This window comes from Maribacter sp. PR66 (genome assembly GCF_028464205.1).
Taxonomy (GTDB): Bacteria; Bacteroidota; Bacteroidia; order Flavobacteriales; family Flavobacteriaceae; genus Maribacter; species Maribacter flavus.
Genome location: NZ_JAQPCH010000009.1, coordinates 48,610 through 62,308, shown reverse-complemented (window position 1 = coordinate 62,308; position 13,699 = coordinate 48,610). Strand labels below are relative to the sequence as shown.

The following is a 13,699-nucleotide window of genomic DNA, read 5'->3' as shown; positions in this document are numbered from 1 at the left end:
AATAATTTAAGGCAAAATTAAAACCTGTTTCCAGAAAAAAGAACATCGGATTAAAAAGCTAACCATTATTTAATCTCAAAGGTCAAGGTGGCCCAGTTGGATTCGTAATCCACGGCATCACCTTCCTTCTTTTCCATGTGAATAGTGGCCACGTACCACTTTCCTTTTGAGGTGGGCAAAATGCTTACCATACCGTTGGCATTGGACTTCACGGAATTTTCGTTCTCGTGGGCATCCTGGCCCGGCACGGAGGTGCTGTAATGAACCGTATGATTGGCCAACGGCTTTCCGTTCCGGAGCAATTTAAAGGCGACCCTGTCCCCCAAGGTAATCTCAAAAGGATTGTTCAAGGGAACGAACTCAATGGGATAGCCCAACGGCTTCATAAAGTCGATGGAGGTATTTTCACCCACCTGTAGCAGTGCCTTTACATGTTTTGAATACCGCTCCTTAGCGCCGTTATTGGTGATTCCGGCCTGTTTTCTATCGGCAATGGTGCCCTCCAGACCTTCATGCTCCAAATATTCATTAAAATCCGCCGCATTCATTTCCAATATCCTCGGCAGGGTGGAAATACCGGCCACATACGTTCCCGATGCTCCGGTAGTATATTTTAGATAGGTGATATTTTCCTCTCCGTAGTAATCAGTATCCGATGGTTCAAATTGATAGCCCGGCCCCAAAATTTTGGCTTTTACGATTCGGTCCCTGGTAATTTCATTTTCACTGGTATCAAATGTACCATTGAACAAATAAAGGAGACCCGAGGTATTGGGTTCCAAAAAATGAGAGTCGGACTTTAAAAATAGTTCGTGGGAGGAAAAAAGGACCACAATGGCCAATAAGGAAAGTAAACGAAGTACGGTTTTCATATGTTCATATTTTAATTCTACACAATATCTACGAAGGTATAACATTAATGGTTTTATTTATTTACCGACGTAGGACTTAAAGGCTTTCAAATTATAAAATCCCCAAACCATAAAAATCAGTTCCAAAACCATGGCGACGAAAAATGGTAAACCAAAACCATCCCAAAGCAAGCCGATCAATATACCTGAAGCGATACCACCCATAAATAGCACGTTGCAGAGTGTGGCTGATTTCCACAACTCCTGACGAAATGCACCCAAAAGCCAATAGATACCCAACCCGAGGTAAATGCCCATGATGGCCCTAAATATATTCCCAAGCTGCACTGCCTCCACTTCAAAACCCAGTAGTAAAGGCATGGAATATAACGGATGGAGTCCATACACTAGGCCCGCCAAAATGACAATGATTCCGGATAGGACCAATTGCAGATTCCTAGGAAATTTTCTTTCCATCCTTTCTGTATAATTTGTAATACCTATAGGCTGCCAACGCTCCCACAAGGGAAAAGCCCGCGATCATATAAAAAACATGCTGATGTCCCTTCAATCCGGGACTCGCATCCAGCAATAGGCCCATGGCAGCGCCGGCGAATATATCCGGGGTATAGCCTATTACCGATATAAGTCCCACCGCGGTTCCCGTCAATGCCAACGGTATTTTTCCGCTTTCCATAACCGCAAAATATAAAGCCCTGGCCGCATAAATTCCCGAAGTGACGATTAAAATGGAAACAAGAAATAAAAACACGGAGGTGTCCACCACAAACCCCATAGAAAAGAGCATGGCACCAATTAAAGAAACGACAAAACTCACAAACAGCCAATAACTAGGTAGGGAGCGATCCGCAATAATCCCGATACAGATTCCCGCCACGGGCCTCACGTAGAAAAGAAAAGCTCCGGTCTTGGCGGCATCCACATCATCGTACAGCATGATTTCACTTGCATAGAGCGAAAAAACATCGGTTAGTTTATACCCCACGTAGGCGCAAAGTATGATGACCATCAACAATAAAACCGATGGTAATTTTAGTACTTGTCCAATTTGTGACATGGATATTTTTTCCAGAACGATTTCCCTTTCCAAACGGTCTGGCAGTTTCATAAACACCCAGACCAAAATGCCCACGAATGCCACAATTGTGGATGATACCAAAAGTACCTTGCGGAACGCAAACCGACTATCGGCGAGGTTGGCACTTTCCAAATTATCGGCCATAAACCAAGAAAAAACCAATACGCCCAAGGTCCCGAAAAGTGCCCCCACAAGCCCCCTTCCCCCATCCAAAAATCCGTATGCCTTTCCTTGGGAATTACGTCCGCCCCAGACCCTTGTGGCCTTTATCATGGGCGACCAAAAAAGGAAAATAGTGGTAAAACCCCAATAACCGTAGAGTATCTGTAAGTAATGAAATTCGGGAAAGGTGGCAAAATACAATCCGCCTGCGGCCGTTGTCCAAAGGCCTAGGGCGATCAACTTTCTTGGCGGGTATTTATCCGCCAAGGGTCCACCAAAGAAATAAGAAACCAAGGCGACTACCCCATACACGGAAAAGCAAAGACCCAATTCCGTATTGTTCAGTTGAAAAACCTTCAAAACGGTAGGCCTAAATACACGTTGAAGGACGAAGGGCAAAATAAAAACACTTTCTCCAGCCAAAATCAACAATGCCAAATAATACCATGGAGCTCTTTTTTCGGTATCCATTAATAGTCCAGGATTGGAACCCAAATCTGCTCTTCGGAATTGGGATCGTTATTTTTATACTTTTCACCTAGCACCTCAAAATGGGGCCTGTGGTCCAACCGGTATCTAGAAGTCGGCAACCACTCATTATAGATGTATTGGAATAAGTGAGGGTCACTACTTGTCCCTTTGTATTCAAAAACCGCATATTTTCCAGCAGGCAACTCAAAAAACTGCATACCCTTAGGGATATTGGATACCTCCAATACTTCCACGGCGGCCCATTTTTCAAAAGACTTCTTTGGGTCAAAATGCCTGAAATAGTCTTCGGGATAGTTTTGGAGGGAAATAAAATCGAGTGAAACCCTATGGAAAATCTCCGAAACCCTTGGCCGAAAACCGCTCCAGAGTTCAGCCGTCCTGTTATTCAAAATGCTCATGTGGCACGACACACCAATTAATTTCCTCGCTTTACTTTCTTCTATTCTTGGTGTAATCTTCACAACTTTTAAAAAAAATTAATTTATCCTCGTACGCTGGGATTTTAACACACTAGCGGTGACCAGTAATTGTCCTATATGGCGCTGACTATGCTCCGCTGCATGAAACAGCAATCCCAAAACCGTAGAAGGTAATTTTTTTCTTCCAACGAATCTTGCTTCTTTTAAGGTATCCTCGGAAAGGCCCTTAAAATACCCAAGCATAATTTCCATTTGTTTTGTAAAATCAGCCATTAAATTGTTTAAGGTCGAATTGTTGTTAGGCACCCCCTCGTTTTTAAGATACTCGAATTGGGCATCCGTGAGCGAAGTTCCTTTGGCGTACGTCATCATTCTATCCAATACGCCCGTCATGTGCTGTATATGAAACCCAACGGATGCCCTATCTTCCAATTTTTCCCAAAGAAATACCTCCGGAAAATCTGCCAAATAATCATAAAGATCCTTGTTGGATTGCAGCAGGGCATGTGAGGCCGGTTGTAAAAGAGAGGGTATTCCCTCCACGGGACCCCGTAACCAATATTCGATGGATTCGTTATGATTTGTTGGCTCCATCCCGTCTATTTCGAGAATTTTTCCTCCACAAAAGAGCTCAAAATATAAAATAAGATAATAAAGGGAATCGCTAGAAATTTCATCGTGATTATCATAACCAAACTTATGGTCAGAAAAATATAGCGTAGCGCATTGTCCTTAAAGCTCCAGTTTTTAAACTTCAAGGCAAAAAGCGGAAGGTTGCAATTGAGCAAATAGGCACTTAAAATGGTGAGGAGCACTAAAAACCATGGTTGTAATATAATGGCATTGACACTTTCGCTTCCGTTGTAAAAAAGGATTAGCGGCAGTGATATGATAAGCAGGGCATTGGCAGGTGTTGGCAAGCCTATAAAGGACGATACCTGATTCTCGTCCAAGTTGAACTTGGCCAGACGATAGGCGGACGCCATAGTGATCACAAACCCAAAAAATGGTAAATAGGAAACCCAGTCAACCCCGGGTTCTTCCAAAAAAGAAGCCCCGATCAGATTCCAACCGCCACTTTGGGACATGGCCAACAACTGAAACATAACGACACCCGGTACAAGTCCGCTCGTGATAACATCGGCGAGGGAGTCCAGCTGTAATCCCAATTCGCTTTTCACATCCAAGACCCGTGCGGCAAGTCCATCGAAAAAATCAAAGAAGATGCCCAAAGCGACAAATAGGGCTGCCATTTCCAAATTGTTCAAAACGGCAAAAACAGTGGCCACACAGCCACAAAAGATATTCAAAAGTGTAATAAAATTGGGGAGGTGTTTTTGCATGTCGTTTAAAACCGGTATTTGTTAGCAACTTCGATTTCGAGTAAAAATAACATAAATTGGTTATTATTCGCATCTTTGCGGTAGCATCCATGCTTTTCGACTATGTTTCAAAGGACCGTCCTAATTTTTCTGGTTTTGATTGTAGGTTTTGCTGGACATTCCCAGAAAAACCAACTTTCGCCCCTTTCCAAAATTAGTCTGTTGACCGTAGGAACCGGGGAAGAGCTTGCTGCCAAATTTGGGCATAGTGCCATTCGGTTTCAGGACGCTTCCTTGGGAATCGACGAAGTGTATGGCTATGGCACCTATGATTTTGAGGACCCCAACTTTTATTTGAATTTCACCAGGGGGAAACTGGCGTATACCATATCGAGGATGCCATTTTCTTATTTCAAAAGAAGTTATGAAATTGAAAAACGTTGGGTCCGGGAACAGGAACTGGACCTTGACCTAGAAAAGAGAACAGCCATTGTGGTCTTTCTGGAAAACAATCTTTTACCGGAAAATAGGAAGTACCAATATGATTTTCTTTTTGATAACTGCGCCACCAGAATACCCCTAGTCTTTGAAAAAACCTTAGGCCCTTCACTTCAGTTCAACTTTTCCCACCTTGAGGAAGAATTTACTTTTAGGGAATTGATACATCAAAATTTAGAAATTAACTCGTGGTCGAATTTCGGCATCGATTTGGCCTTGGGTGCCGTAATCGACCGGGAAGCGACACCTTATGAACTTATGTTCTTACCCCTGTATGTGTATGAACAAATGAAACATACTTCGCTGGCGGGAAAACCTATAGTGAAAAGGGAATCTGTTTTGGTGGATATCCCACCACAGTCCTACCCCACCCCATTTTTGCTATCCCCAATTTTTTGGCTCTTACTGCTCTTTTTGGTGGTGGGTTTTATAAGCTATAAAGACCATCGGGCTAAAAAGAGAACAAAGTGGCTCGACTTTGTGTTGTTCCTGCTAACCGGTTTGGCGGGCCTAGTAATCGTGTTTCTTTGGTTCTTTACGGACCACGATGCCACCAAAATGAATTTTAACTTGTTATGGGCCTTTGCTCCGAACCTTTTTGTAGCCTTTCTTTTGATTAAAAATTCGGTGCCAAACCGGATAAGATGGTATATCTTGGCACTCTTGGGATTTCTAGCCCTCACCGTTCTATTATGGCTGATAGAATTTCAGGTGTTTTCCATACTCTTGATCTTTATTTTGTTGTCTTTGGCCCTTAGATATCTATTTTTGTGGTCTTATTTTAATGGCCAGTCCAATTCCTAACCCCTAAAACCTAACTCCTAACTCCTAACTCCTAAAAATGAACCTACTTACCGTTGAAAATATTTCCAAATCCTATGGGGAGCTAGTGCTCTTTCAGGATTTGTCCTTTGGCATCAACAAAAACCAAAAAATTGCCCTTATCGCCAAAAACGGTACTGGAAAGACTTCCATATTGAATATATTATCAGGTAGTGACCAGCCGGATTCAGGTCAGGTGAATTATCGCAAAGGAATAAGGGTTTCGTTTTTGGACCAGGAACCGGTCATGAATGCCGATTTGACCGTGGAGGAGACCATATTCGCTTCGGATAATGAAATCCTTAAAGTAATTGCCAATTATGAAAAAGCCCTTTCAAATCCAGAGGACACCGAAGCCTATCAAAAAGCCTTTGAGGCCATGGATCGATTTGAAGCCTGGGACTTTGAAACCCAATACAAGCAGATTCTTTTTAAGTTAAAACTGGAAGATCTACATGCCAAGGTGGGAAAACTCTCCGGAGGGCAGAAAAAAAGATTGGCCCTGGCCAATGCACTTATCAACAGGCCTGATCTGCTCATTCTGGACGAACCCACCAACCATCTGGACCTGGAAATGATAGAATGGCTCGAGGAATATTTTAAGAAAGAAAACCTTACGCTCTTCATGGTGACCCATGATCGTTATTTTTTGGAAAGGGTCTGCAACGAAATTATAGAGTTGGAAAACGGAAAGCTCTATCCCTACAAAGGAAACTACTCCTATTATTTGGAAAAGAAAGAGGCGCGTTTGGAACTGGAAGCCGTTGAACAGCACAAGACGGAAATCCTTTATAAAAAGGAACTTTCCTGGATGCGTAGACAGCCCAAGGCACGGACCACAAAGTCCAAATCCCGCATAGACGACTTTCACGTCATCAAGGAAAAAGCAAGCCAGCGCAGAAAGGAACATGAAGTACAATTGGAGCTGAATATGGAACGGATGGGCAACAAGATCATCGAAATCCATAAAGTCTCCAAATCCTATCCCAATAAGGTTATTCTGGAAAAGTTCGACTATTCCTTTACCAAAGGGGAGCGTGTAGGAATCATCGGAAAAAACGGAACCGGAAAGTCGACCTTTTTGAATATCCTAACGGGAAGGGACAAACCGGATAACGGCAAGGTGGTTATAGGCGACACTATCAAGTTTGGTTATTACACCCAAAAGGGAATACAGATCAAGGAAGGCCAAAAGGTCATCGATGTCATACGGGAATTTGGGGATTATATTCCGCTGATGAAAGGAAGACAAATATCGGCCCAGCAATTATTGGAACGATTTCTTTTTGATCGTAAAAAGCAATATGACTTTGTTGAAAAGCTAAGCGGTGGGGAACGAAAACGTCTATATCTCTGTACCGTTCTGATTCAAAATCCCAATTTTTTAATATTGGACGAACCGACGAACGATCTGGACATTGTCACATTGAACGTCCTTGAAAGTTTTCTCCTGGATTTCCCTGGATGCCTCATTGTAGTGTCCCATGACCGTTATTTTATGGACAAGATCGTAGATCATCTTTTTGTCTTTAAGGGCGAAGGAGTGATTGAAGATTTTCCGGGCAATTATTCAGATTATCGCGCCTATGAAGATAGCAAGGTAATCGAGCAGCGGGAACAGAAGGAGAAATCGGAACCTGTTAAAACTACCTGGAAGGAACCTGAAAAGAACAAGCTTTCCTACTTGGAACAAAAGGAATACAAAAACTTGGAAAAGGAAATAAAGCAATTGGAAGCCAAGAAACTGGAAATCCAGGATAAGTTTACGGACACTTCCCTTAGTGGCGAAGAAATCGAAGCCCTTTCCATTGAACTGGGGGAACTCTCAGATACCATTGACCAAAAAACGGAGCGTTGGTTCGAACTGGCAGACCAATTAGGCTGACAATTCCCTAAAATCAGGAAAACCCTCTTACTCCTAAATGAAATCTCTCGATTAAAAACACCTTTTTTCGATAACCCGTTTTTTGTGCAAGGTACGTTCGTCGAGCGAATTTTACACTTAATCCGGATCGGTGCAGCTTATCGAGAAACACCTGTTTTTCAACGAATGGCAACCCCCTGAAATACGCTTGCGGTAGTTATAATAATGTAACAAACGCAAGTCATGAAAACAGTAGCAACCATCTTCTTCATCTTCTTCATAGGAACCGCGGCCAGTGCCCAGGACAGTCCTGAGACCCTAAAGGTAGAGACCATCGAAATGCGCATCGTTACCGAAACGGCTCCGATAAAAAAGATGGAGGTAAAACAGGAAGTGGCCCGTTTGTACCGGTTCAAGAACTCAAGGGTAAAGAAGGAACTTTCCTTTACTACCAAAGCGAACAGTCCTAAAATGGCTTAACCTATTCCAGTATCCCCTCGGTATCCCTACCTGCCCAAAGGGCAGGTTTGGGGCTACCCCATAAAAAAACCGATATTTTAGAATACGAGGCTCCAGTTTTTATCCATCGTTAAAAAACAAAAGGTATTAGTACATTTGGGAAATTTTGCCAAAGAAGGTGTTCCAGTTGCTGTCCTATCTCAAATTTATTATTCGCTCCTCCAATGAACACGGCGTGCATTCACCGTTTGTATATAATTTCCTAACAAAAGGCCTTTACACGAAAAGACAAAGGCACATCCCCCTTGAAGAGCATGTGCTTACCAAGGCAATTTCTTATTTTAATTATAAAAGTATTGGATTTGTGGATGCAGACGACTATATTAAAGATAAGCTAGTCGCTAATTTTGACCATTTGACGTTTGATACCTTACCGTTGGATGTAATTTATGTTGGAGTTAATGGTACCCTGTTCAAGTCAATTTCAAAAGCAAGTTATCATAACGACACTATGCTCATGATAAACGGAATACATAAGAATAGGGAGAGAAAGGTGTCATGGGAACGTATAAAAAAACTGCCGGAAGTGTCGGTAACCATGGATCTGTTCCACTGCGGACTAGTTTTTTTTAGAAAGGAACAGGCCAAGGAACATTTTAAAATTAGAGTTTAAAATATTCAATGACGTATTATGGATAATACAATTTACATAGTATTGGGGGTTGTTTTTGCAATCTATTTGGTAATTACCATTACCAATAAAAGAAAAGCCAGGGAACGAAAGTCGCGCAAGTTTATGGGAGATTACAATCGAAAAAAAAGGAATGAAGACTAACCAATTAAGAAGATTGAATGAAGGCAGATAGCTTGAACGTTAAAATAAATTGTATATCCGTAAACCGTCATAAACCAATGTCTCCTCGAGGGCCGTCGAGAGGTCATGGTACCTAAAGCGTTTAAAATGAGGTCTCGACTTTAGTTTATCTTGAGCGGAGCCGAAAGGCTCGACCTAACATTCATGCTGTAATTATAAAGGAGCCTGGACCTTCAAAAAATAATTTATAGCGGAAAGCGAATAGCGTTTGAAAAAAATCAATTTACATTCGGCAACTATAATTAGAACAATTTAAATGAAAATCTATACCAAAACTGGGGATAATGGCACAACATCATTGTTTGGTGGCACTCGGGTCCCAAAACATCATATTCGGATAGATAGTTACGGAACCGTTGACGAGTTGAATTCATGGCTGGGGTTGATTGCTGACCAAAATATTGCCAAGGATTACCAGAACGAACTGCAAGCTATTCAGATAAAGCTCTTTACGGTTGGGGCCATATTGGCCACCGAACCACAAAAGGCAACATTAAAAAATGGCAAGGAACGCCTGAACATTGAAAGAATCAGTAACGACGATGTGCTATACCTTGAAATGGCGATGGACAAAATGGACGAGGTTTTGCCACAAATGACCCATTTTATCTTACCTGGCGGACATCCCATTGTGTCATACTGTCATATTGCGCGTACTGTTTGCAGAAGGGCGGAGCGAAAAACGACTATTTTGTATGAGAACGAACCTTTTGACGAGACCGTTCTTACCTATTTGAACAGGCTGTCAGACTACCTATTTGTATTGGCACGAAAGTTGTCAATGGATTTGGGAGTGGAGGAAATAAAGTGGATTCCCGAGAAAAGGGACTAATAAATTCACATTTTATGCGTTATCAATTTATCAATGCAAAAAATATGTTGATAACTCGGTCGAAATAATAATAAATTGTCTTGGCCGTTTCCAATTAAAAATTATTTTTGCAAAAATTTTAAAATCAAACAATTACCATGTATTGGACATTAGAATTAGCATCTTATTTAAGTGATGCACCTTGGCCGGCAAGTAAGGATGAGTTAATAGATTACTCTATTAGAACCGGTGCTCCCTTGGAGGTTGTGGAGAATTTACAGTCCATGGAGGAAGAAGGTGGTGAAATCTATGAATCTATCGAAGAGATTTGGCCAGATTACCCAACGGAAGAAGATTACCTCTGGAACGAGGACGAATATTAATATTCCCATATTACAATAACTACTTAAAAGTCTCTTTGGAGGCTTTTTTTTTATGTAATTTTGGCAGTCTAAAAAAGAAATCCGGTGTTTTTCGCACACTGGAACGGCTTTTGAACAGACGATGTATCGATGGTTACATCGATAACGAATAATAGCTTGTAAACGGGGCGTACATCCTATGGTTCCGGATTGCAGCTCAAATTAGAAACACACTATGAGTATTATAAATTCTATACTGAAGGCTTTTGTAGGTGATAAATCCAAGAAAGATGTAAAGGAGCTTCAGCCTTTGGTAGATCAGATAAAATCCTTTGAAAGCGACTTCGAGAAATTAAGCCATGACGAGCTAAGAAACAAGACCCTAACATTTAAACAAACCATAAAGGATTCCTACAAGGATATTACCGATAAAATCACGGAACTTGAGAAGGAAGTAAAGGAATCCAGCGATATTGATAAAAACGAGGATATCTATACCGAAATCGACAAGCTAAAGGAAGATGCCTATAAATTATCGGAAGAGACCTTGAACAAAATTTTACCAGAGGCTTTCGCGGTGGTAAAGGAAACGGCAAAACGCTTCGCAGCAAACGAAACCTTAATGGTAAAAGCCACGGAGAACGACCGTAAATTATCGGGTGAAAAAGAATATGTATCACTGGATGGGGACAACGCTGTTTGGAAGAATTCATGGGATGCCGCTGGGAAACAGGTTACTTGGGACATGGTACATTATGATGTCCAATTGATAGGTGGTATCGCCCTGCACCAAGGTAAAATTGCGGAAATGCAGACAGGTGAAGGAAAGACTTTAGTGGCTACCCTACCCTTATATTTGAACGCACTTACGGGAAATGGTGCACATTTGGTGACGGTAAACGATTATCTGGCCAAAAGGGACAGTGCCTGGATGGCACCCATTTTTGAATTTCACGGACTATCGGTGGATTGTATAGATCACCACAGACCAAACTCAGATGGTAGAAGGGCCGCTTACAATGCTGATATCACCTATGGAACCAATAACGAATTCGGTTTTGATTACCTAAGGGACAATATGGCCCATACCCCCAAGGATTTGGTGCAGCGTCCCCATAATTATGCCATTGTGGATGAGGTGGATTCCGTATTGGTGGACGATGCCCGTACACCCTTGATCATATCCGGACCCGTACCAGAGGGAGACAGGCACGAGTTTAATGAACTTAAACCCAAGGTGAGTGAAATCGTTCAGAAACAAAGACAACATTTGACGGGTGTCCTGGCCGAAGCCAAAAAGTTGATAGCCGAAGGAAACACCAAGGAGGGCGGTTTTCTATTGTTACGCGTGTATAGGGGCCTACCTAAAAATAAGGCGCTCATTAAATTCCTTAGCGAGGAGGGTGTAAAACAATTGCTCCAAAAAACGGAGAATTTTTACATGCAGGACAACAACAGAGAGATGCCAAAGGTAGATGAGGACCTCCTTTTCGTAATCGATGAAAAGAACAACCAGATAGAGCTTACGGATAAAGGTGTCGATTATATCTCCGGAGAGCAGAACAGGGATTTCTTTGTAATGCCCGATATTGGTGCTGAAATTGCCAAAATTGAGGAACAAAACCTAGAAATAGAGAAAGAGGCCGAACTAAAGGAGGAACTTTTCAAGGACTTTACCGTCAAGAGCGAACGTATACACACCATGAGCCAACTGTTAAAGGCGTATACCTTGTTCGAAAAGGACGTGGAGTATGTAGTTATCGACAATAAGGTTATGATCGTGGACGAGCAGACCGGTCGTATCATGGACGGTCGTAGATATTCCGATGGTCTGCATCAGGCCATTGAAGCCAAGGAGAATGTGAAGATTGAAGCCTTAACACAAACCTTTGCCACCGTTACCCTACAGAACTATTTTAGGATGTATAGCAAATTGGCCGGTATGACCGGTACGGCCATTACGGAAGCAGGGGAGTTCTGGGAAATCTACAAATTGGACGTCGTTGAGATACCTACCAATAGGCCAATTGCTAGGGACGACAGAAACGACTTGATCTACAAGACAAAACGTGAAAAGTACAACGCCATTATCGATGAGGTCACCAAATTGAGTCAGGCCGGTAGACCGGTGTTGATTGGTACCACATCGGTAGAAATTTCGGAACTACTTTCAAAATTATTGAGCGTACGAAAAGTCCCTCACAACGTATTGAACGCCAAATTACACAAAAAGGAAGCGGATGTCGTTGCCGATGCGGGTAATCCCGGAGTTGTGACCATTGCCACCAATATGGCGGGTCGTGGAACGGATATCAAACTAACACCCGAGGTTAAAAAAGCGGGTGGTTTGGCCATCATTGGTACGGAACGGCACGATTCCAGACGTGTGGACCGCCAGCTACGAGGACGTTCCGGGCGTCAAGGGGATCCCGGTAGTTCACAGTTCTATGTTTCCTTGGAAGATAACCTGATGCGACTCTTCGGCTCTGACCGGGTTGCTAAAATGATGGACAAAATGGGCTTGGAAGAGGGTGAGGTCATCCAACACAGTATGATGACGAAATCCATTGAAAGAGCCCAAAAAAAGGTGGAGGAGAACAACTTTGGCGTACGTAAGCGTTTGTTGGAATACGATGACGTTATGAACGCACAACGGGAGGTGGTCTATAAGAGAAGACGCCATGCCCTGCAAGGTGAACGCCTAAAGGTGGACATTGCCAATATGGTCTATGATACCTGTGAGGTAATTGTAGAGGGTAATAAGGCCGCCAACGATTTTAAAAACTTTGAGTTTGAACTGATCAAGTATTTCTCCATGACTTCGCCGGTCAGCGAGGAAGAATTCGGTAAACTTAGCGCCCAAGAAATAACCGGACGCGTCTACAAGGCGGGGTACAACCATTACAAGGAAAAAATGGAGCGCAACGCCGCTACGGCATTTCCGGTAATCAAAAAGGTATACGAAGATAACGCGAACAACTTCGAACGTATCGTGGTACCGTTTACGGACGGTGTAAAGACCCTGAACGTAGTGACCAATTTACAGGAAGCTTATGAGAGTGATGGTAAGCAATTGGTTACCGATTTTGAAAAAAATATTTCCTTGGCCATCATCGATGACTCCTGGAAAACCCATCTTAGAAAGATGGACGAGTTAAAACAATCCGTGCAATTGGCCGTGCACGAACAAAAAGACCCTTTATTAATCTATAAGTTTGAGGCCTTTGAGCTTTTCAAACAAATGATCGAAAAGGTAAATAAGGAAATTGTATCCTTCTTGTTTAAGGGCGAACTGCCATCAGGCAATCCAAATGACATCCGAGAGGCTAGAAACATCCCCAGAAAAAAGGAAAATATACAGACTTCCAAAGAGGAAATCCCCAACAGCGATGAATTGGCGGCGCAAAACAGGGCCGTGGGGCAGACACAGCGACAGCGACCTGCCGTAACGGAGACTATCGTACGGGAGCAACCTAAAATCGGAAGAAATGAAAAAGTTACCATTAAAAATGTAATGTCCGGAGAAAGTAAAACCCTGAAGTTCAAACAGGCGGAACCCCTTATTTCCAAAGGGGAATGGGTTCTAATTCAGGACTAGACCCAAAGATTTTTCAGTATAGAGGCGTTCAATGGAACGCCTTTTTATTTTTGGAAGCTTCCCCAA

The 13,699-nt window shown here is 42.5% G+C and carries 13 protein-coding genes; 7 read left to right on the top strand and 6 right to left on the bottom strand.

The window, feature by feature from the left end:
* Positions 1–65: 65 nt before the first annotated feature.
* Genes PP181_RS14755 through PP181_RS14730 form a run of 6 tightly spaced genes read right to left on the bottom strand, consistent with a single transcriptional unit; the run spans position 66 to position 4,366 of the window.
* Entirely contained in the window at positions 66–872 is an 807-nt protein-coding gene (locus PP181_RS14755; RefSeq protein WP_154916670.1) for a DUF4198 domain-containing protein, read from the bottom strand.
* A 57-nt stretch (positions 873–929) separates the two neighbouring features.
* On the bottom strand, positions 930–1,328 hold the full coding sequence (locus PP181_RS14750) for a DUF4345 domain-containing protein (RefSeq protein ID WP_272637653.1): 399 nt from the start codon (positions 1,326–1,328) through the stop codon (positions 930–932).
* A complete protein-coding gene (locus tag PP181_RS14745; RefSeq protein WP_272637652.1) occupies positions 1,309–2,583 on the bottom strand; it encodes an MFS transporter in 1,275 nt (424 codons plus the stop codon). The genes PP181_RS14750 and PP181_RS14745 overlap by 20 nt, the downstream gene beginning before the upstream one ends.
* Complete coding sequence (locus PP181_RS14740) at positions 2,583–3,065, bottom strand: GyrI-like domain-containing protein (RefSeq protein WP_272637651.1); 483 nt, start codon at positions 3,063–3,065, stop codon at positions 2,583–2,585. The genes PP181_RS14745 and PP181_RS14740 overlap by 1 nt, the downstream gene beginning before the upstream one ends.
* A gap of 15 nt (positions 3,066–3,080) precedes the next feature.
* Positions 3,081–3,617: a DinB family protein gene (locus PP181_RS14735; RefSeq protein ID WP_272637650.1), complete on the bottom strand. Its 537-nt coding sequence runs from the start codon at positions 3,615–3,617 to the stop codon at positions 3,081–3,083.
* Positions 3,618–3,622: 5 nt separating this feature from the next.
* On the bottom strand, positions 3,623–4,366 hold the full coding sequence (locus PP181_RS14730; RefSeq protein ID WP_272637649.1) for a CDP-alcohol phosphatidyltransferase family protein: 744 nt from the start codon (positions 4,364–4,366) through the stop codon (positions 3,623–3,625).
* 102 nt (positions 4,367–4,468) lie between these two features.
* Here PP181_RS14730 and PP181_RS14725 point away from each other — a divergent pair, with 102 nt between their 5' ends.
* The 7 genes from PP181_RS14725 to secA all read left to right on the top strand — a co-directional run bounded on the left by PP181_RS14725 (position 4,469) and on the right by secA (position 13,633).
* Positions 4,469–5,647 carry a lipoprotein N-acyltransferase Lnb domain-containing protein gene (locus PP181_RS14725; RefSeq protein WP_272637648.1) on the top strand — a complete coding sequence of 393 codons (1,179 nt, stop codon included), beginning with the start codon at positions 4,469–4,471 and terminating at the stop codon, positions 5,645–5,647.
* Between the two features lie 37 nt (positions 5,648–5,684).
* The gene (locus PP181_RS14720; RefSeq protein ID WP_154916682.1) at positions 5,685–7,550 is read left to right on the top strand and encodes an ABC-F family ATP-binding cassette domain-containing protein; all 1,866 of its coding nucleotides are present in this window, start codon (positions 5,685–5,687) and stop codon (positions 7,548–7,550) included.
* Between the two features lie 222 nt (positions 7,551–7,772).
* Positions 7,773–8,009 carry a hypothetical protein gene (locus PP181_RS14715; RefSeq protein ID WP_154916683.1) on the top strand — a complete coding sequence of 79 codons (237 nt, stop codon included), beginning with the start codon at positions 7,773–7,775 and terminating at the stop codon, positions 8,007–8,009.
* 145 nt (positions 8,010–8,154) lie between these two features.
* On the top strand, positions 8,155–8,661 hold the full coding sequence (locus PP181_RS14710) for a hypothetical protein (protein ID WP_154916685.1): 507 nt from the start codon (positions 8,155–8,157) through the stop codon (positions 8,659–8,661).
* 457 nt (positions 8,662–9,118) lie between these two features.
* Entirely contained in the window at positions 9,119–9,694 is a 576-nt protein-coding gene (locus PP181_RS14705) for a cob(I)yrinic acid a,c-diamide adenosyltransferase (RefSeq protein WP_272637647.1), read from the top strand.
* A 137-nt stretch (positions 9,695–9,831) separates the two neighbouring features.
* Positions 9,832–10,056 (top strand): DUF2795 domain-containing protein, encoded by a 225-nt coding sequence (locus PP181_RS14700; RefSeq protein ID WP_027064442.1) that lies wholly within the window; start codon positions 9,832–9,834, stop codon positions 10,054–10,056.
* Between the two features lie 214 nt (positions 10,057–10,270).
* The gene (gene secA / locus PP181_RS14695; RefSeq protein ID WP_272637645.1) at positions 10,271–13,633 is read left to right on the top strand and encodes a preprotein translocase subunit SecA; all 3,363 of its coding nucleotides are present in this window, start codon (positions 10,271–10,273) and stop codon (positions 13,631–13,633) included.
* The last annotated feature ends 66 nt before the right edge of the window (positions 13,634–13,699 follow it).